Here is a 21,333-nt window from a genome sequence, read left to right as displayed (position 1 = left end):
GATTAGGTCTTATAAATCTCCACATTTAGCTGCTAAATTTTTACTCCAATTTATCCAATAGAGTAAGCGACTAGTCTTAATTTCTACAATCCTGAAGATAGGCTCCACCTTTGTCTTTCATTAAATTTCGCGTACGTTTGCGGGCTTAAAATTTTTGATATAAATAATTTATTTGATGGACAGAAATTCAGTTATTGGATTTGTACTGATTTTTCTTTTACTGATCGCTTATATATTCTATAATACACCTTCTCAGGAAGAAAATGCGAAAATAAAACACCGGCAGGATTCAATTGCCTTACTAAATAATCAGCATTCCATACAAGATTCATCCGGTGAAACCGGAATGCAGAATTCACCTGCACCTGCTATTAATAATGCACCTGAGCCATCCACCGCTCAAAACATTTTTAAAGATACTGCTGTGAAAGCAGCTCAAAATTATTCTATAGAAAATGAACTGATAAAGGTTATCCTCTCTAATAAGGGGGGCAAAGTAGTTTCGGTTGAATTAAAAAAATATAAAACATCTGAACAGCGCCCGCTCATATTATTTAATGAATCCAACAATAAATTCAATTATGTTTTTTTTGCTGGAACTAATCAGGTAGAAACGAATAACCTGCTCTTTCAAACCATTGGCAATTCTTTTACGGTTTTTAATGCAGATTCTAACTCAATTATTTTCCGTGCCTATAGTGCACCGAACCGTTTTATAGAACAAAAATATACGCTGAGAGGAAATTCATATCTGATGGGCTACCAATTTTCGCTGGTAGGAATGGATAGCGTAATCCGAAGTAATAACTCCTATCTGAACCTGGAATGGCAGACCAAATTCAACCACCTGGAAAATGATCTTGTTTCGGAGCGAAATTATTCCTCGGTTTATTTCCGTTACACGAATGAGGATGTAGACGAGATTTCAGAACACAGCACAGGGCAAATGAGCGCTCCCGGAGCACTCCAATGGGTTGCTTTCAAACAGCATTTTTTTAATTGTACTCTGATAACAAAATCTCCTTTCGACCAGGGAAACTTTTCCACTGCTATGGAAGACACTTCCCGTTTCGTAAAAAACATGACGGCGAGTCTTGTATTGCCTTATAAAAATGAACCGCAGGTTACTTATCCCATGCAGTTTTATTTCGGTCCAAATAATTATCAGGATCTTAAAAAATTTAACAACGGTATGCAGGAGATTATTCCTATTGGTGTTGGTATATTTTATTTCATTGCCGCACCAATTAATAAATACTTCATTATTCCCATTTTTAATTTTTTAAGCAGGTTCAATATTAATTATGGGGTCATTATTTTGTTGATGACACTTGCATTGCGGCTTATTCTGTCTCCTTTTACGTACAGGTCTTTTGTTTCAGCAGCAAAAATGAAAGTTATAAAGCCTGAATTGGATCAATTGCGCGAGAAATATAAAGATGACCAGGCGAAATTCGGGCAAGAGCAGCTGAAGCTTTTTAAACAGGCAGGTGTAAATCCAATTGGAGGATGCCTTCCGTTACTATTGCAGCTGCCTATCCTCGCGGCTATGTATTCATTCTTTCCAAGCTCTATTGAATTGAGGCAGCAATCTTTTTTATGGGCAAAGGATTTAAGCACATATGACTCCGTTGCCAATCTGAATTTTGCGATTCCTTTCTATGGAAGTCATGTCAGCCTGTTTACATTAATTATGACAGCCAGTTCTATTTTATTTGCGCTCTACAATAACCAGTTATCAGGTGTTACCGGCCAGATGAAATGGATGACATACCTGATGCCATTAATGTTGCTTGGAATTTTTAATTCGCTGCCTGCAGCACTTACCTATTATTATACGCTTACCAATATATTTTCTTTCATCCAGCAATGGGTTGTAAAAAATTATATTATTGATGAAACAGCCATCCACCGCCAGATCCAGGAAAATAAAAAGAAACCTGTAAAAAAATCACGTTTCCAGCAACGACTGGAGGAAATGACCAAATCACAGCAGCAAAAAAGAAGGTGAGACAACTAATTTTTGTTTTATTTCATCTTACTTTTAAACTTAAACTTATAGTATAAAACTTAAACTAAAACTCAATGAGAAAGTTTACAATGATTATTATGGCTGCTCTTTTGACCGGATCGGCGTTTGCTCAAAGTGTTCCCGCAGGAAGAAACCATACTGTACCGCTGATAAACCCTGCTTTACTTAAGCCAGTTAAAATTCCTGCAAATGGTTTTACAGGTGATGTAAAAATGAAAGGGAATGGTATTGTGCCAAAAGCAAAAACTTCCCACATAGTATCAGGCCAGCCGACAACTGCGCGGGATATAACTGAAACTACAATTGGAACTACCTATTACGATTTGCAAACGAATGGTTCGGTTAACGATCGCATTTCCAATAACGGAGATGGCACTATATCCGCCGTATGGACTTTTTCTCCTGATTGGACCAATGGCTTCCCGAACAGGGGAACAGGATATAATTATTTTGACGGTACTTCCTGGGAGTCACAACCTACTACGCGAATAGAAGGCAATAACAGAAGTGGTTTTACCAATATTGGCGTTACAAGCAGTGGCGCCGAAGTAGTTGTAGGTCACAGTTCAACTACCGCACAATTGCTGGAGGCCCGCCGGTTGCCAAAAGGCATGGGGGAATGGATTACTAATACTACAGCCCTCGAGAGTCCCGCAACGAGTGGAGATTTATGGGCTAAGACAGCAGTATGGGGAGAAAATTTTCATGTTATTTCGCTTACTACACCTGTTATTTCAGGAGGAACTACTTATAATGGCCTTGATGGCGCTCTTTTGTATGATAGATCCACTGATGGCGGTGTAACATGGGATGCTACTAATGTTTTATTGCCTGATGAAGATACTGCTCATTATGATGGTTTCAATGGTGATTCGTATCAAATTGATGCCCGGGGGAATACTGTTGCTATTGTAACCGGTGATATCAGCTATGATGTGATTTTATGGAAGTCGATGGATAACGGATCCACATGGACAAAGACCATCATTCTACAGCATCCTTTCCCATTTTTTACTGATGATACCATTACAGATATTAATGGTGATGGCAACGCGGATAGTATTGAAGTATGTGATGGCAGTCTGAGTGTTTTAATTGATGACCAAAACATGGTACACGTATGGTGGGGTGATGCTTTTATTTTAAATGATGTTGCCGGAGATGCATTGTACTCATACTACCCGGGCATTAATTCTATAATGTACTGGAACGAAAGCTTCGGAGAAAATGCTCCGGCTGCTATTACCGGTGCACTCGATTTAAATGGAAATGATACCCTCGATCTTCCTATTGATGATTTATCGGGGCAGTTGCTTATAGGGCAATTTGGATTTTCTTCTCTGGCCACTATGCCCAATGCCGGCATAGATTCTAATGGTAATATTTATTTAGCTTATAGTGCAGCGGTAGAGAACTCCACTGATTTAGTGGGAAAGGCCATCCGTCATACTTATGTTATAGTAACCAAGGATCATGGTCAAACATGGGGCGATAGTGTTATAGATGTTGTGGACGATATTACACAGGAGGGGGTTTATGCATCTATTGCACGTTATGTAGATGATAAAGTTCATATCGTATATCAAAAAGATTTTTGTGCAGGTATTTCAGGCTTATTCATTGCGACTAATGATCCCGATCCATGTAATGATAATGAGCTTAATTCTATAGCTTATGTTGAATTTCCTGTTTCAGATTTGGGAGTTTCAGTAGGTATACCCTCCATTAAGGCTAATAATGAGGATATACACGTTTTTCCTAATCCTTCAACAGGCGTATTTACAATAGCAATAAATGGATCTGTAGTAAATCAGATGGACATCAAAGTGTCTAATGTATTGGGTCAAACCGTTAGGGAGTTAAATAATCAAAACCTGACTAATTCAAAGGTGACTGTTGACTTAAACACTCTGCCAAGTGGTAATTACTTGCTTTCAGCCAGAGCAGGAACAAAAAGTTATAATACTATTATTAGAATTTCGGGCAATTAATAAGCCTGTATAAATTTAATTTTTCCTTATTTAAAACCTCAGGAGTTTAGAAACTTTTGAGGTTTTTCTTTTTATATGAAATTAAGATCTGTCTTAAATGCATATAATGGCTTTAAGGCATGGAACTTGAGAATTAAGATTACGTAATTCAGGAACCATAATTAAACTTTCAGCTACTTGAAACTAAAACGAGTTTTAAAATCAAAAAAAAATACTTTAACCTTTCTTCGTAATACTCTATTTAATTTTTTTAATTTAATTTCAACCCAACTAAACCAACATAAGATGAAACAGAATTTACTTTTGTTCTTGTGCCTATTTGCAATGACAGGTTTATTGCAGGCACAGACTCACCCTTCCACATCGCATGGAATTTTAAATGTACCAGCGATGCGCAACCATGAAATAAAATTTGACAGGTCAGTACTGTTATCTAACAATACAGAGCAACCTTCATTAGCTAATCAGGCTGCAAAGGTTGTAGGTCGTACAGGCGGTGAAGTGCCAGGAAGCATCATTTTAGGCACCACTTATTATGATTTGCAGACCGGATTATCCGTTGCACGACGCGTATTGCGTCGTGAAGATGGGTCTATGTCGATAGTATGGACAGGCTCTAAAACGCCCGCCGGCTATACTGATCGAGGCACTTTTTATGCACACTATAATGGCGTTACATGGGATTGTATTGATCCTCAGCTGCGCCTTGAACCAATTAGAACCGGATGGCCCTGCATTGACATGCTGAACGGATCAGAATTTATTGTTTCACATAATGGTACTGATTATACTCTGGAGCAAGGTACCAGCTCAGGAACCACTAACTGTACGCCTGAGGACTGGACGTTTACAGTATCTGGTGCTTCTATGCCTCCTGCAGATGCCTCTTCAGCCCAGGGCACTATCTGGCCCAGAATGGCTATAGACGGTAGCAACATAGTTGTTTTAAGTAACTTTGGCGACACTGCAGTGTATATGAACGGGGTTCAGCGTCCGGTAGTTTATGCTCATTCTTCAGATGGAGGAGCTACCTGGACTGCTAACAATCTTTTTCCGGGTTTTGATTCTACCAGGTGGGATTTCGGATTGCAGGATATGTACGACATTGATGCCAATAACGGAAAAATGTCTGCCGTAATAGGTTTTTTAGGAACTGATGTTACCCTATGGAATTCTTCAGATGGCGGAACCAGCTGGACAGAAGAGATGGTTGATCCTTTTCCATTCAGAAATTTTGAGGAGCAACCGCTTGATTCAGTTTTCTATACCAGCGATGGAACAGAATCAGTGGTAATTGACGATTCCGGAAAAACCCACGTAGCGTATGCTATCGGAGCAGTGACTAAGGAACTTGATGCAACTACCGGATTACCTGGTTCATTCCTATTAATAGGAGTACTGGGATTAAAATATTGGGAAGAAGGTATGACCGCTCCTATATGGGTGATTAATCCCGACAGCTTACCCTCGGTTATTGACGCAAACGGAGATGGAACATACGATGTGGGTGTAAACAGCACCTTAAATGGTGATGGTGCTTCCGGTGATACGTATAACAGGTACACGGTTAATATAAGCTTGCTAACAGCACCAAGTATCAGCTACGACTATTTAGGTAACGTTTTCATTACGTTTATGCTTGCGCATGATGCAGATACTACCGATGACGGACAAACGTATCGTAATATTTATCTTGCTATGCATAAGTCAGAAGATCCATGGAGCATGTGGGACATTTCTGATATCACTCCTACTACTTTTGTTGAGCAAGCTTATGCTACCTGCGCGCGCAAAACAACGGATTCCATTCGCTTTGAATACCAGGAAGATTTTGATCCGGGAACAGCTATTAACAGTGGAGACCCTGATGCGTTAAACAACATTAATTATCTGGCAGTAGCTAATCCCTTATATATTAATGTAGGCATTCCGAATGTAAATGCTGTACATAATATGGAAGTAAATCAAAATGCTCCAAACCCATTTAATGATCAGTCAACTGTTCAAATTATATTACAAAAACAGGGAACTGTTTCCTTTAAGGTTACCGATGTTCTGGGTAGCGTGGTTATGAAAAATAACTATTCTTTCAGTAAAGGAGCTCATAATATTAGCTTATCAAAGAACCTTTTCAGTAGTGGCGTTTATTATTACACTGTTCAAATGGATGAAGAGCAAATCACTAAAAAGATGATAGTGCAATAAATTTTTTCTAGAATACTTTGAGGCCATCCAAAAGGGTGGTCTCTTTTTTTTACAAGCATGCCTGCAGTTTCTGGTTATTCATTCCAGATTATTTCATTCTGATCGTTTAAATTCAATTGCTCATTGTCAAGCAGCCATTGAATAGTTTTCAATGTTTTTTGCTCTTTCACTTTTATATTATTATTCACCAGCTCCTGTATGGTGCAGGGCTTTAAGCTGAGCATCTTTTTTATCTGCAAAGTGATTTCTTCAAATTCGAAGTCTGTTAATCCGAACTGGTTTCGCTTAAGACAAACATCACAGATGCCACATCGCGGAGCACCTTTTTCTCCAAAATAAGAAAGCAGCATTTGGCTTCTGCATTTACAAGCTGTGGTTACATATTGCTTCATTGCAGTAAGCCTGAAGCTGTGGGAATTATGTCTTTTTTTTAACGCCGTATAATCAAACTTCATTACATGGCTGTCTGCCCTGGCTTGCAGGAAAAGCAGCTGCGGAGCATTTTTTGTAGGTTGGTATTGCAGCAGGTGAAAATGCTGAAGTTCTTTGAGGTGAGTTATAACATGTTCCCATTTAGACTCGGTAAACCTCGCGATTTCATGCTCATTAATGTTAATAAACTCTTCAAAAATACCAGAATAGGCGCGCAGCAGGGTCCGCAGCAGCAATTCATACTTTTTATTTTCTACCTCGAACTTATAAAGCGTTTCCTTATCTACTGTAATCATCAGCCTCGATGGAATATAAACCGCATCAGTGACAGAGATGTAGCCCTCTTGCTCTAGAATTTTAAGTGATTGCAATGTTTCCAGCGGGTTTATCCTGTAACTTTTGCAAAAAGGTGAGATTTCAAAATCGAAAGAAACATTCTCCCCTGCCCCAATTGCAATCTGATAGTAATTTGCAAGTGCCTGGTAAATAGTACGAAGCATTTCAACCGTAGGTAACCCGTGCTCTAAGCGGTCTGTAAGATTGATTATATCACTATTACTGTAAAGCAACACTCCGAATGATTTATTTCCATCCCGGCCTCCACGCCCGGCCTCCTGGAAATAAGATTCAATGTCATCTGGCACATCCATGTGAGTAACCAGTCGGACATCGGGCTTATCGATGCCCATACCGAAGGCATTGGTGCAGACTATTACACGTGTGTTACCCTTCATCCATGATTCCTGCCTCATGCTGCGCTGCTCATATTCTAAACCCGCATGATAATAATCTGCAGCAATATTTTTTTTCCTGAGAAACTCTGCAATCTCTTTGGTTTTCCTGCGGTTACGAACATACACTATAGCGCTTCCTTTCACCTTATTGAGCATCTTTACCAGCCGGTCATTTTTATTTTCCTCAAACAATACCGAATAGGAAAGATTTTTTCTCTCAAAGCTTTTTCGAAATACCTTTTTCCTGGTGAACTCCAGCTTCCCGATTATATCTTCCATTACAGCAGGAGTGGCAGTAGCAGTAAGCGCAATAACCGGAACTGGCGGAAGCGTTTTACGGAATTCATCTATTTTTAAATAAGGTGGCCGGAAGTCATATCCCCATTGTGAAATGCAATGCGCTTCGTCTACGGCAATTAAATTGATATTCATTTTTGAGGAACGAACCCTGAATATTTCAGTTGTCAGCCGCTCCGGAGAACAATAGAGGAATTTATATCTGCCGTAAATGCAATTATCCAAAGCAACATCAATTTCTCCCGAACTCATACCGCTGTAAACGGCAATTGCTTTAATATTCTTTTTATGGAGGTTGGCAACCTGATCTTTCATTAAGGCGATAAGCGGGGATACTACAATACAAATACCCTCTTTGTAAAGGCCCGGTATCTGGAAACAAAGTGATTTTCCTCCGCCTGTAGGCATTAATGCCAGTGTATCATTTCCTTCTAAAACAGACGTTATAATGTCTTCCTGTAATGCACGGAACTCGCTGAAACCCCAGTATTTTTTTAGTAATTCGTAAACTGACACAGAACATTTACTTTTATAAACTACATCAGACATTGTAAACCCATTCCTAAACGGCTTATTTTTTCTTTAAATGTTAACTCCCTAATACTATGAAAATTTTCGCTATGGTGATTGCAGCTTTAACAACACTCACCTTAACAAATAAACCCATTCATGCTCAAGATGCTATAAAGGAAGGAACAGTGATATATGCAGTTACTGCAGACATGCCTGAGCACCCGGAAGTAGCAAATATGTTCGCCGGAAGCACTTCCACGGTAAGTTTCAAACCGGGACATATTGCCCAGGTAATGAGCATTGCAATGAGCAAGACGCAGATTTTAATAGATGCAAACAATAATTCAGGGGTTATACTTATGGATGCTATGGGCAACAAGGCCTTTATAAAAATGAATGAAGATCAGCTGAAACAGCGGCAGGAAGACCCTAAAAATTATGATGTTAATCTAACGGATGAAACAAAGCAAATTGCCGGGTTTAACTGCAAAAATGCAATTATTAAAATAAAAGATGACACTCAACTGGAATTCTGGTATACGAATGATATTCAAACACCCGGATCCGCATGGAAAAAATATTCAAAGGTTGATGGTTTTCCATTACAGTACCAGATTTCAAGAAAAGGTATTGTAATGACCTTTACCGCAACCAAAGTCAATACGGATCCTGTGAAGGACGATGTGTTCCATGTTTCGACCGAAGGCTACCAGGAAATGAACTTTGATGACTTTATGAAAATGGTGGGAGGAAACTGATACCTCAAATAATTACGCCATCTTTCATCGTCAGTTTCCTGTCAGCAAGGTTTGCGAGTTCCTCGTTATGAGTGATGATTACGAAAGTCTGGTTGAATGTTTTTCTTAGCTCGAAAAATAACTGATGAAGATCGCGTGCTGCATCTGAATCCAGGTTTCCTGAAGGTTCATCTGCAAGCACTATTTTAGGGTCGTTAATTAAGGCGCGCGCAACTGCTACTCTTTGCTGCTCACCACCGGATAGCTCAGCAGGTTTATGGGATAATCGTTCATTTAATCCCAGATACTTCAGAAGCGCAGTAGCTTTTTCCTTTGTGTCTTTTATATTTTTTTTCCCGATGTATGCAGGAATACATACATTTTCCAAAGCAGAAAATTCCGGAAGCAAATGATGAAATTGAAAAACAAACCCGATATTTTTATTCCGAAAAGATCCCAGCTTCTTCTCTTTAAGAAGAAAAACATCCTCTTCTTCGTAAAATACTTTGCCTTCATTTGCCAGATCCAGGGTTCCCAAAATGTGCAATAGTGTGCTTTTACCAGCGCCCGAAGGACCCACAATAGAAATGATTTCCCCTTTTTCAATTTTCAGATAAACACCTTTCAGGATATGCAGATCGCCATAATATTTATGAAGGTTAACAGCGCGAATCATAAAGCTTCAAATAGCATATTCAAACAGCTGTAAATAATCCGTGTAGCAATAGCATTTTTTATAAAATTATTCCGTGCTGCGCAAAGAAACACTTTTTGAGCCATTACCTAGTTGATCCTTTTTTTATTTTTAATTCGAAGTTTTTAACTTCTTAAGTTTAATATTATTCAAACTATTTTTGACCGCTTAAAGAGCACCTATGAATCTGCATGAATACCAGGCCAAGGAATTGTTAAAGCTTCACGGAGTAACTGTGCAGGAAGGCATAGCAGCTGAAACAACTGATGAGGCAATTAATGCCGCAAAACAATTGCAAAGAGAAAGGGGTACTAAAACGTGGGTTGTGAAGGCACAGATCCACGCGGGGGGACGGGGAAAAGGAGGTGGAGTAAAGGTGGCAACCTCAATGGATAAAGTAAAAGAAAAAACAGAGCAGATCCTGGGCATGCAGCTCATCACACCTCAAACAGGTCCGGCAGGAAAAAAGGTAAATAAAATTTTAATTGCAGAAGATGTGTACCTCGGTGATGAAAAGGAGAGGAAGGAATTTTATATAAGCGTTTTGCTGGACCGTGAAATGAAAAGAAACGTAATTATTTATTCAACTGAGGGAGGAATGGATATTGAAGAGGTAGCGGCAAAATCTCCTGAACGCATTCATAAGGAATGGATTGATCCGAAAGGAGGATTGCAATCTTTTCAGGCAAGGAAAATCGCTTTTAAATTGCAGTTGTCTGGCATTAGTTATAAGAATATGGTAAATTTTATAACTAATATTTATAAAGCATACATGGAGTTGGATGCAGCCATGATTGAAATAAACCCTGCATTAAAAACTGCTGATAACCGTATTATTGCTGTGGATGCTAAGGTAAGGATAGATGATAATGCAATATTCCGGCACAAAGAATATCCGGGTTTACGTGATGTATCGGAGGAAGATCCGGCAGAAGTAGAAGCAAGTAAGTATAATTTAAATTTTATCAAGCTCGATGGGGATGTAGGATGCATGGTGAACGGGGCGGGGCTGGCAATGGCCACCATGGATATGATTAAACTGGCCGGAGGATCTCCGGCAAACTTTTTGGATGTTGGCGGAACGGCGAATGCTCAAACTACCGAAGCCGGATTCCGAATCATTCTTGCTGATCCTAATGTGAAAGCGATATTAATTAACATTTTTGGAGGCATTGTAAGATGCGACCGGGTAGCGCAGGGAATAGTAGATGCATATAAAAATATCGGTACTATCCATATTCCTATTATAGTGCGCCTGCAGGGAACAAACGCGGAGCTGGCAAAAGAGATCATTGATAAATCGGGACTAAAAGTTTATAGTGCCATTGAGCTTAAAGAAGCTGCGGATCTGATTAATAAAGTCCTTACCAATTAAATAAGTATACAGCAAATATTCAGGAACCGATTTTTTGATTCAAACAATATAGCTTAATCAGTTATTTTCCATACCCTATCAACTCTATAAATGCAACCCGGAAAAATTTTTACCCTGATGATTTTTGTAGCATTGTTTTCAGTTACCACTCACGCGCAGGCGCCTAGCGGCATCATCAGAGGTGTAGTGTATGATAAAGGCAACGGCGAACCGGTAATCTATACGAATGTAGTGTTAAAAGGCACTACGCTTGGGGCTCAAACGAATGAAGACGGTATCTATAATATTTCAAGTGTTCCTCCTGGCGATTATACCCTTTTCTGCAGTCAAATAGGCTACGATACTGTACAAATTACATTGACCCTAAAAAGCAATCAAATTATAAATGAAAAAATTTTCCTTAAAAAACTCACAATAGAGCTGACGAATATTGATATCACTGCACGGCGCGAAGAGAAGAAGACCGAGACCCAGGTTTCCATGACAAAAATTTCTACTAAGGATATCTATCGCATCCCTTCCATTGGCGGTTCGGCGGACCTTGCTCAGTACCTGCAGGTGCTTCCGGGAGTTATTTCCACAGGAGATCAGGGAGGTGAATTATACATCCGCGGAGGTACGCCGATTCAGAATAAAGTGCTGCTCGATGGCATGACTATTTATAATCCATTCCACTCCATCGGCTTATTTTCTGTGTTTGAGACCGATATAATTCGCAGTGTAAATGTTTTTACAGGTGGCTTCAGCGGCGAATATGGTGACCGGCTTTCGGCGGTTATTGATGTTACTACACGTGATGGAAATAAAAAACGCTTTGCGGGTATTATTGGAGCAAGTCCATTTTTAGGTAAACTCATTCTGGAAGGTCCTCTCTCAAAACAAAAAGAGAATGGCTCAAGTATTTCCTATTTGTTCACGGGAAAAACTTCTTACCTCGATCAAACTTCAAAGGCACTTTACAGTTATATCGATTCAAGCGGCTTACCCTACAGCTTCACCGATTTGTATGGAAAGATATCCTTCAACGGGGCAAACGGCAGCAAGCTCTCCCTTTTTGGATTCAACTACAGGGATAATGTGAACTACCAGCACATTTCGAAATTCAATTGGAACTCATTCGGGTTCGGGGCTAAATTCGTAGTTGTACCGGGGAGTTCCAAGGTGCTGATAGGAGGAACCCTTTCCTATTCAAATTATAAGATTTCCCTCAAAGAAGCAGATGGAAAACCAAGGACCAGTAACATTAATGGATTTGATCTGAACACAGATTTCACCTATTTCATTTCTCATGGAGAAATAAAATATGGTTTCGATATAGGCGGAATCAGCACAGATTTCAATTTGTATAATACCGTTCTCAACTTAAATGTAGGAGACCATCAAAATACTACAGAGCTATCCGGTTATTTTTTATATCGCCAGGTTATCCGCGATCGCCTCGTAATAGAACCTAGTATACGTTTGCAGTATTATGCCTCACTTCCTGCCTTTTCACCGGAGCCGCGCCTGTCGATAAAATATAGCTTCTCCGAGTCATTCCGTTTAAAGGCAGCTGCCGGAATTTATTCGCAAAATCTCATCAGCACTAAGTCTGATCAGGATATAGTGAATCTCTTTACAGGATTTCTCTCAGGGCCGGATCAGACATTAAAAGACATTAACGGTCAACCTGTAAATACCAACTTGCAGAGGGCTTATCAATCTGTGCTGGGAGCGGAAGTGGATATAAATAAAAACCTCGAATTGACCGTGGAGCCTTATTATAAATACTTCGGGGAACTGATTGAATTGAACAGGAATAAGTTATTGCCTACAGATCCGGACTACCAAGTTGAAACAGGAAAAGCATACGGAGTAGACTTTCTCGCAAAATATAATTACAGCCATTATTACTTGTGGATAGCCTACTCCCTCGGCTTTGTACGGCATAATAACGGTACGCAGATTTATCCTACTCACTACGATCGCCGTCATAATATAAATGTGGTTGCCTCGTACACATGGGGGAAGGCAAACAGTTGGGAAATTGATGCGCGGTTTAATTATGGCTCTGGTTTCCCTTTTACAAAAACCCAGGGCTTTTATGAAAATGTAAATTTTCTGAATGGCATTAACACATCTTATATCACTCAAAACGGAACCTTAGGTATCCTGTACGATGATAGCCTGAATACCGGCCGTCTGCCTTCATATTTCCGTATGGATATTGCAGCAAAAAAACACTGGCAAATTTCCGAGAATTCGACTCTTGAAGCCAATGTGAGCATCATCAACGTATTTGACCGTGAAAATATTTTTTATTTCGACAGGATACGCTACATACGCGTCAATCAATTACCCATACTACCGAGCATAGGTTTAACGTTTAGCTTCTAAAATTGAAAAGCCCTGGCGTAGAATTACTTTAATTATTCAGCTATTAGCTGGTTCCTTAAGAGAAATGTTCAATTATTTTAAGCATAAGTTTTGAGCATAGTAGTTGATAGTAATTCACTTTAAAATTTTAAAAGGATTGAGCTTCGAAAAAAGAATACTATATAAAAAGACTTCCTGCTTTTGGATCTTATTGCTTTTAAATTTCCGACTCTTTTCTCAGGCTACTTCACTATATACCGATCCTGATATAGCTTATAAAAAGGGACTAGAATTATTTCAACAGCAGAAATACGGGGCTGCACAATCAAAGTTCAGGGAAAGCATTTACGAAATCAATTCAGGAAATGAACCTGCTGATCATCTGTTAATGATCAATGCACGTTACTACGATGCCTACAGCAGTAAAATGTTAAAACGCCCCGATGCTGAGCTATTATTTACCAGTCTCACTGAAGATTTTGAAGAGAATCCTACCACGCGCCTTGCTTATTTTCAGCTGGGAGATATTTATTTCAATCAAAAGAAATATGATAAAGCATTACCCTGGTATAAAAAGGTAGATCCAAATGATTTAAGTGCTGAGGAGAGAAATACATTCAACTTTCAATTTGGCTATAGTTATTTTTTCAAAAAACAATTTAAAAATGCCAAGCCGTATTTCGCTCTTATCAAAGATGTAAATAACCAATATTACTATCCGGCAAACTACTATTACGGATACATCACCTACAGGGAAGGAAATTTTGCTGATGCTTTAAAGTCATTTAAGCTGGTTGAAGGATCTCAGCTATATGGAAATTTTGTTCAGTACTACATCGCTAATATTGACTTTCTCCAGGGTAAGTACGATGAAGTGATCAACTACATTTCTTCACTGAAGCCAGATGAGAATTTGCCCTATTATCTGGAAATGCAGCAGTTAATCGGCAAGGCGTATTTCAGAAAGGGCGAGTATGATAAAGCGTTACCCTATTTCAATGCATATTTTAGTGGCACTCAAAAGCTGGAAAAAGCAGACATATATGAGATTGGATTCTGCCAGTATAAAACAAAAGATTATACAGATGCTATTAACAGCTTCAAGCAATTAAATGTCCTGAATGATTCCCTTGGTCAAAATGCATTATACCTATTAGGTGACTGCTATCTGAAAACCAATCAGAAGTCTGATGCAAGGCTGGCTTTTGGCGATGCATCAAAAATGAAATTCGATCCTTTTGTGAAGCAAAATTCATTCTTTCAATATGCCAAGCTTTCTTCTGAGTTGAATTACCATGATGCAGCACTGAAATCATTGCAGGATTTCATTGCTCAATATCCTAAATCTGATTTTGTAGAAGAAGCTAAAGAACATTTAAGTATCGAACTATTAAACACCAGCAATTATCGCGATGCTTTAGGAGTGATAAGAAGCGTCTCGAATAAGACACCCAGTATCCGCGAAGCGTATCAGAAAATAGCCTTTTCACGAGGCACCGAATTATTTAATCAGGGTGATTACGATGGAGCTATCAGCCTGTTTGACGAATCATTGAAGAATCCCGCGGACGCTGGTATCCAGGGGGCTTCTTATTTCTGGAAGGGAGAATCCTTCTACAACTTAAAAAAGTATGATGATGCGGTTAAGCATCATTTACAATTTCTTGAAGTAGCCAAACTTAAATCCTCACTTCCTGAAAATGTTTCTTTAATTAATGCTGATTATACACTGGGCTATTCGTTCTTAAAATTGCAGCAATACGGCGACGCAATAACCTATTTTAATAAAGTGAGCACTGCACTTGCTGCATCAAAGAACGACGACAATAAAATGGTTGCGGATGCTTTGCTCAGGGCAGCTGATTGTAATTTTGTTCTCAGGAATTATTCAGCAGCAAAATCAGGATACCAGAAAGTAATGGATCTAAAATATCCCGGTACTGATTATGCATTGTACCAGAGAGCTATAATTTTTGGGGTTGAAGGGAATGCCACAGATAAAATTGCTGCTTTAAAGCAAATTACAAGCGGATATTCATCCTCTATTTATCTTGATGATGCTCTCTATGAGCTGGGGACAACTTATTTATCTGTTCCTTCTTACCAGAATGCAGCAAGTGTATATAGTCAGATTATTACCAGCTATCCCAGTAGCAGCTACGCCAGAAAAGCACACGTAAAAATGGGGTTAATTTATTTTAACTTAAATGATAATACCAAATCACTGGATGAGTATAAATGGGTGGTAAGCCATGCACCCAATTCGCCGGAGAGTGCTGAAGCGCTAAATGGAATAAAGGAGGTGTTTATAGACGAAGGGAATGCTACAGGTTACGTGGAGTTTTTAAAAAATATTCCAAATGCCAAAGTATCCAATGCCTCACAGGACTCTGTCTCCTATCTTGCGGCAGAAACAAAGTTCAGCAAAGGTGACTGCAATGGATCCGTAAAAGAGTTTTCTGATTACCTAAAGTCATTTCCCAATGGAGCCTTTGCCTTATCCGCGCATTTCTACAGGGGAGAATGCCTTTATCAGCAAAATCAAATGGACCAGGCAATAAGCGATTATGAATTCGTGGCAGATCAGCCGCAGGGCCGCTTCTCCGAAAAGGCATTGCTAAAAGCAGCCCGCATGAATTATAATAATAAGAAAGATTATACAAAAAGCTATAATTACTATAAAATATTAAGCGGGCAGGCCGATTATAAAAGTGATGCTCTGGAAGCATACAAGGGTATGATGTACAGTGCTTATTTCCTGAACAATTATTCAGATGCTGAAAATGCAGCGAACCTGATTCTGCAAATTAATAATGCAAGCACTGCTGATGAGCTGGAGGCTCATTATTACCTCGGAAAAACCGCTCTTGCGCGGGAGGACTTAAACACCGCTTACAATGAATTTTTAAAATCATCCAAAATAAAAAGTGTTATAGGCGCCGAATCCAGTTACCAGATAGCACTGATTTATTTTAAGCAGAACAATTATAAGCAGGCCAACGAACAGTGTTATACGGTAATTAAAAAGTCTCCCAGTTCAGATTACTGGATTGCAAAATCCTATCTTCTTATTGCCGATATCTTCGAAGTGCAAAATGATTATTTCCAGGCCAAATCAACACTTCAAAGCATTATAGATAATTATAAAGGAAGTGATGATATTATTCCAACTGCGAAAGATCATCTCGATAAGGTACTGCAAAAGGAATCCGGTCAGTCTAAATTAAAATCCGATGACGCTTCAAATGAAACAGACGCTGATTCTCTTTCAAAAATTGTCAGGAAAAAATAATTGAGTGTCAGATAAGTAAGAAAAACAAAAGCCAAAATGTATCACTTTCGCTTTAAAGCCTCCAAATCCGATTCTCTTTTCACTGTAGTTTTTTTGCTTTCTTTACTTTCTCCATTTATTTCATTCAGGGCTATTGCACAGGCCAATATAAAATCGGAAGAGATTGATATTGTTAAACCCTATCAGCCATTGCTTGCCGATGCACAGAAAATTAATCTTGAAGCCGCTCCTGCAAAGGTGGATACCGCTATTGTTCCTTTAAATTACAGTGTGAATGCGCACCTGATTGCCGTTCCTTTCGCCCCTGCAGAGATACGGGCTCTTTCAATGCCTGCGCCTGAATCAGAGACTCTATTGCATAATTTGCTCAAGGCAGGGTTTGGAACCCAGTTTACACCTTTAATAGACCTATATCTCAATAACGGCCGATCTGACAAATATAATTTTGGCTTTAATTTTCACCATCTTTCTTCTAACGGCAAGCTTGATTTTCAGAATTTCAACAGTAATGCCGCTGCAGCAAAAGCAACCACCTATTTTGCAGGCACATCATTGGGAGGCAAGCTAACATATGACCGTGATGTATATCATTTTTATGGAATAAAGCAGGGCGACAGTTCTTCTCAACTCTCAAAAGATTTTCTGAAGCAGCGTTTTCAGAATATCGGTGTTGCTTTACAATTTCAAAACACACAAAGTAATAAGCAGCTTTTTGATTATCATTTCGATTTTGATTTCCATTATCTCGAAAAAGCTGCTGCACTCTCTTCCATCCCTGCCAGTAATGAAAACTACTTTCACTTTGGAACAGATCTTCATAAAAAAATTCTCACCATTCACAGTGCCAATGTGAAATTTGATTTTGAGAAAGAAAAATTCAGGAGCACATCAGATACCGATCTGAATTATTTTTCTGTCATTCCGTATTATCAGCTAAATCATACAAAAGGAAAAATTACTGCGGGAATCAATCTCACATTTTTCAATAATACTTTCACTCCCTTTCCATATTTAGAGGGCGAATACAAGCTGATTGGTGATTACCTGATCCCTTACGCAGGCTGGAAAGGCGGAAGAATGTTAAATACCATTGAATCGATCAGGCATATCAACCCTTTTATAGGAGCTGCTTCTGTTGCTGATTCAAAATTCAATGCTCCTTTTATTGGCTTAAAAGGAAGCTACGGCAATAACCTTTCCTATAACATTAAGGCGAGCTATCAGACCAAAACTAATGATCCCTTCTTTTTACCCGATGCAGGATCGCCTACCACTTACCGTATCAGCTATTATTACCAGTCTAAAGTGATTAATGTACACGCTGAACTGGGCTTCCGGGAATCGGAGCACATCAATTTTTTATTAAGCGGGGATGCGAATTCTTATGACCTCGATTTTAATGACCAGCCGTGGGGTATTCCAAAGTCGCAGCTATCCTTTTCAACAGAATATAATTTGCAGAATAAAATTTTCGCAACCATTTCCATATTCGGTCATACGGGAACATACACCATTGTGCCCGAGCCAAGAGATACCTTACAACTGAAAGGCCGGTTTGATGCAAACCTTTCCGTAACTTATAATTACAAGAATAACGTTGGGTTCTGGATTGCGCTCAACAATATTACCTCCTCGACTGTAGATCTTTATTATAACTATCCTACCTATAAATTCCAGGCAATGGCCGGCGTGAACTTAAAATTTTAATGGTACCGAATGCTTAATTAAACCACCTTGTGCCACGCATCATCTTTACCGTTATCAATGATCTTGTTTATGACCAGCGTATGCAGCGCATCTGCACCTCACTTTCTGCATCAGGATATGATGTTCTTTTAACGGGAAGGAAATTAAAGTCCAGTGTTTCCCTTGAAAAAAAAACGTTTACTCAAAAGAGGTTGCAGCTTGCATTTAACAGGGGAAAGCTTTTTTATATTGAGTACAACATCCGGCTTCTTATCTTCCTGTTGTTTCAAAAGGCCGATATTATCTGCGGAATAGACCTGGATACCATTATTCCCTGCTATATAATTTCTAAAATAAAAGAGGCAAAGTGTGTTTATGATGCCCACGAACTGTTTCCGGAAGTTCCTGAAGTGATTAACCGCCCGCTAATAAAAAAGATATGGTTGCTTATTGAAAGATATGCCGTAAAACGAATACATAATTGCTATACCGTAAGCTTTGGCATCGCCACTTATTTTAAAAACAAATACGGCAGAGATTTCGGCGTAATACGGAATGTTCCTTTGCTTGAAATAAAAGAACCGAAATTAAATACAAGCGAAATATTTTCTATCGCAGAGAGTAAATCTTTTGATGGTGACAAATTTATTTTTTACCAGGGGGCACTCAATCTAGGTCGCGGATTAGAACAATTAATCATAGCATTAAAAGATATTCCTCTCAACTTAAAAATTTCCGGCGAAGGTGATTTGTCTGATTCATTACGCGAACTTGTAAAAAAAGAAAAACTACACAACAAAGTAACATTCCTGGGAATGAAGAAGCCCGGTGAATTGAGGGAACTAACCAAACAAAGCTTTATCGGGTTAAACTTACTTGAGAATTTGGGAATGAGCTACTATCTTTCCCTTGCTAATAAGTTTTTCGATTACGTGCACGCACAGGTGCCGCAGATCTCAATGAATTACCCGGAATATGAAGCTTTGAATGCTCAGTTTAAAGTAGCAGTGTTAATCGATAACCTCGAAACATTAACAATTGTTAACGCACTGAATCGTCTTATCAACGACAAAGAGTATTATTTTCGTCTGCGTGAAAATTGCATCCGGGCAAGTGCTGAATGGAACTGGCAGAAAGAAGAAGTGAAGCTTGTTTCTTTCTACAGAAATCTTAAATGAGCTATCATCTTCACATTATATCCTTCAACGTCCCTTATCCACCCGACTATGGAGGTGTAATGGATGTTTTTTATAAAATAAAAGCACTTCACGATTACGGAGTAAAAATTCATCTTCATTGCTTTGAATATGGTCGCAAAGAGTCGGAGGTGCTCGATCAGCTTTGTGAATCCGTTTGCTATTACAAGCGGGAACACAGCCTTCGGGATTTCACATCCCCGAAACCATATATTGTAAAGACCAGGAAAAGTGACCAGCTATTAAAGAACCTGGAGCTCGATGTATACCCCATTCTTTTTGAAGGATTGCACACCTGTTATTACCTGGATAACGAATCGCTGAAAGACCGGGTGAAAGCAGTACGCATGCACAATGTAGAGTGGGACTATTACCGCCATCTCGGAAAAAATGAGAGCGGAATGTTTCGTCGCTTTTATTTTTTTACAGAATCGATCAAGCTGAAAAATTTTGAAAAAATTCTATTAAAGGCAGATCACCTGCTTCCGATATCCAGGAATGATTATGATTATTTAGATCAGAGATACCATAACGTAACTTATCTCCCTGCTTTTCATCCTAACGAGGAAGTGATATCCATAACCGGTAAAGGCGATTACATTCTGTATCATGGAAATCTTTCGGTAGTTGAAAATAACCAGGCTGCTATTTTTTTAGTATCGAAAGTTTTTTTAAATACGGACCTGAAGCTCATCATTGCCGGCTCCGATCCTTCGAACATGCTGGTAGATGCGGTGAAGAAAAATCGCAATATAGAATTGCGCATTAACCCCGGGGAAGTGGAAATGATGCGATTAATACGAAGGGCACACATTAACCTGCTTCCAACCTTTCAAAATACAGGTACCAAATTGAAATTACTGAATGCATTGTTTAACGGACGGTTTGTGGTTGCTAATTCACCTATGGTGGAGAACACAGGCTTAGAGCAATTGTGCACCATTCGGGATACAGCAGATGATATGCGTAAAACAGTGATGGAGTTAATGAACGAGTCCTTTGGTGAAAATGAAATTGAAAACAGGAAATTGGTTTTGGGAAAACTATATTCAAATAAAGAGAATGCTGCTAAACTGCTTCCGCTGCTGTTTGCAGTGAGTCAATGACCCTGCCATTTTCACATTTTAAAGTTCTCGATGACCATTTCTGTATCGTTAAAAAATCATGGGAAGCAAATAATATCGCTGTCTTGGATCTCTGAGTTATCTCAAGAAGTAATTTCAGGATTTCATCTGAGGTATCCGGGTCCAGGTTTCCTGTTGGCTCGTCTGCCAGAATAATTTCAGGATGGTTAAGCAGTGCTCTCGCTATTACTACCCGCTGCTGCTCTCCGCCTGAAAGCTCGTGAGGCATTTTAAAGCCTTTCGTTCGCAGCCCAACAAGGTCAAGCACTTCATGTATGCGCTCCTGCATTTTTTTCTTATCCTTCCAACCTGTTGCATGCAATGTAAAGCTCAGGTTACTTTCTACGCTCCGGTCGGTCAACAATTGAAAGTCCTGAAAAATTATTCCAAGCTTTCTTCTCAGGTATGGCAAATGTTTCCATGTAAGCTTCTTCAGATCATAGCCAGCTACTACACCATGGCCATTTGAAAGGTGCAGATCACCATATAATATCTTTAATAATGAGCTTTTCCCGCTTCCTGTTTTCCCGACAACATATGCAAATTCACCCTCTCTTACAGTCAGGTTCACATGACTGAGCACTAATGTTTCCTGCTGGAAAATCTGGACATCCCTCAATTCAATAATAGTCTCCATTGTTTCTTTTAAATTTTACTTATAAGAGGTTTA

The 21,333-nt window shown here is 39.2% G+C and carries 13 protein-coding genes; 10 read left to right on the top strand and 3 right to left on the bottom strand.

The window, feature by feature from the left end:
- Positions 1 to 175 precede the first annotated feature (175 nt).
- From yidC to H0W62_03750, 3 genes are all read left to right on the top strand, one after another.
- Complete coding sequence (yidC, locus tag H0W62_03760; protein MBA3647658.1) at positions 176 to 2,011, top strand: membrane protein insertase YidC; 1,836 nt, start codon at positions 176 to 178, stop codon at positions 2,009 to 2,011.
- Positions 2,012 to 2,109: 98 nt separating this feature from the next.
- Positions 2,110 to 4,023: a T9SS type A sorting domain-containing protein gene (locus H0W62_03755; GenBank protein MBA3647657.1), complete on the top strand. Its 1,914-nt coding sequence runs from the start codon at positions 2,110 to 2,112 to the stop codon at positions 4,021 to 4,023.
- Between the two features lie 285 nt (positions 4,024 to 4,308).
- On the top strand, positions 4,309 to 6,228 hold the full coding sequence (locus H0W62_03750; GenBank protein ID MBA3647656.1) for a T9SS type A sorting domain-containing protein: 1,920 nt from the start codon (positions 4,309 to 4,311) through the stop codon (positions 6,226 to 6,228).
- Positions 6,229 to 6,302: 74 nt separating this feature from the next.
- Here H0W62_03750 and H0W62_03745 read toward each other — a convergent pair whose 3' ends face one another.
- Positions 6,303 to 8,207, bottom strand: coding sequence for a RecQ family ATP-dependent DNA helicase (locus H0W62_03745; protein ID MBA3647655.1), 1,905 nt, complete (start codon positions 8,205 to 8,207; stop codon positions 6,303 to 6,305).
- A gap of 89 nt (positions 8,208 to 8,296) precedes the next feature.
- Here H0W62_03745 and H0W62_03740 point away from each other — a divergent pair, with 89 nt between their 5' ends.
- The gene (locus tag H0W62_03740) at positions 8,297 to 8,962 is read left to right on the top strand and encodes a DUF4412 domain-containing protein (protein ID MBA3647654.1); all 666 of its coding nucleotides are present in this window, start codon (positions 8,297 to 8,299) and stop codon (positions 8,960 to 8,962) included.
- Between the two features lie 4 nt (positions 8,963 to 8,966).
- Here the strand turns inward: H0W62_03740 and H0W62_03735 are convergent, their stop codons facing one another.
- Positions 8,967 to 9,617, bottom strand: a complete 651-nt coding sequence (locus H0W62_03735) for an ABC transporter ATP-binding protein (GenBank protein ID MBA3647653.1) — start codon at positions 9,615 to 9,617, stop codon at positions 8,967 to 8,969.
- A gap of 199 nt (positions 9,618 to 9,816) precedes the next feature.
- Here H0W62_03735 and sucC point away from each other — a divergent pair, with 199 nt between their 5' ends.
- From sucC to H0W62_03705, 6 genes are all read left to right on the top strand, one after another.
- Positions 9,817 to 11,010: an ADP-forming succinate--CoA ligase subunit beta gene (gene sucC, locus H0W62_03730; protein MBA3647652.1), complete on the top strand. Its 1,194-nt coding sequence runs from the start codon at positions 9,817 to 9,819 to the stop codon at positions 11,008 to 11,010.
- Positions 11,011 to 11,100: 90 nt separating this feature from the next.
- Entirely contained in the window at positions 11,101 to 13,386 is a 2,286-nt protein-coding gene (locus H0W62_03725) for a carboxypeptidase-like regulatory domain-containing protein (protein MBA3647651.1), read from the top strand.
- Positions 13,387 to 13,522: 136 nt separating this feature from the next.
- Positions 13,523 to 16,657, top strand: coding sequence for a tetratricopeptide repeat protein (locus H0W62_03720; protein MBA3647650.1), 3,135 nt, complete (start codon positions 13,523 to 13,525; stop codon positions 16,655 to 16,657).
- 36 nt (positions 16,658 to 16,693) lie between these two features.
- Positions 16,694 to 18,364, top strand: coding sequence for a hypothetical protein (locus tag H0W62_03715; protein MBA3647649.1), 1,671 nt, complete (start codon positions 16,694 to 16,696; stop codon positions 18,362 to 18,364).
- A gap of 29 nt (positions 18,365 to 18,393) precedes the next feature.
- A complete protein-coding gene (locus H0W62_03710) occupies positions 18,394 to 19,521 on the top strand; it encodes a glycosyltransferase (protein MBA3647648.1) in 1,128 nt (375 codons plus the stop codon).
- Complete coding sequence (locus tag H0W62_03705; GenBank protein MBA3647647.1) at positions 19,518 to 20,645, top strand: glycosyltransferase; 1,128 nt, start codon at positions 19,518 to 19,520, stop codon at positions 20,643 to 20,645. The genes H0W62_03710 and H0W62_03705 overlap by 4 nt, the downstream gene beginning before the upstream one ends.
- Here the strand turns inward: H0W62_03705 and H0W62_03700 are convergent.
- Complete coding sequence (locus H0W62_03700; protein ID MBA3647646.1) at positions 20,608 to 21,300, bottom strand: ATP-binding cassette domain-containing protein; 693 nt, start codon at positions 21,298 to 21,300, stop codon at positions 20,608 to 20,610. The genes H0W62_03705 and H0W62_03700 overlap by 38 nt on opposite strands.
- Positions 21,301 to 21,333 lie beyond the last annotated feature (33 nt).

This window comes from Chitinophagales bacterium, from assembly GCA_013816805.1.
In the GTDB taxonomy this organism is placed as follows: Bacteria; Bacteroidota; Bacteroidia; order Chitinophagales; family UBA10324; genus MGR-bin340.
This window is presented reverse-complemented; position numbering and strand designations above follow the sequence as displayed.

Excerpts from the sequence above, each read along its gene's own strand:
- yidC (MBA3647658.1), top strand. The coding sequence starts at position 176 with ATGGACAGAAATTCAGTTATTGGATTTGTACTGATTTTTCTTTTACTG.
- H0W62_03755 (MBA3647657.1), top strand. The coding sequence starts at position 2,110 with ATGGCTGCTCTTTTGACCGGATCGGCGTTTGCTCAAAGTGTTCCCGCA.
- H0W62_03750 (MBA3647656.1), top strand. The coding sequence starts at position 4,309 with ATGAAACAGAATTTACTTTTGTTCTTGTGCCTATTTGCAATGACAGGT.
- H0W62_03740 (MBA3647654.1), top strand. The coding sequence starts at position 8,297 with ATGAAAATTTTCGCTATGGTGATTGCAGCTTTAACAACACTCACCTTA.
- H0W62_03735 (MBA3647653.1), bottom strand. The coding sequence starts at position 9,617 with ATGATTCGCGCTGTTAACCTTCATAAATATTATGGCGATCTGCATATC.
- sucC (MBA3647652.1), top strand. The coding sequence starts at position 9,817 with ATGAATCTGCATGAATACCAGGCCAAGGAATTGTTAAAGCTTCACGGA.
- H0W62_03725 (MBA3647651.1), top strand. The coding sequence starts at position 11,101 with ATGCAACCCGGAAAAATTTTTACCCTGATGATTTTTGTAGCATTGTTT.
- H0W62_03715 (MBA3647649.1), top strand. The coding sequence starts at position 16,694 with ATGTATCACTTTCGCTTTAAAGCCTCCAAATCCGATTCTCTTTTCACT.
- H0W62_03705 (MBA3647647.1), top strand. The coding sequence starts at position 19,518 with ATGAGCTATCATCTTCACATTATATCCTTCAACGTCCCTTATCCACCC.
- H0W62_03700 (MBA3647646.1), bottom strand. The coding sequence starts at position 21,300 with ATGGAGACTATTATTGAATTGAGGGATGTCCAGATTTTCCAGCAGGAA.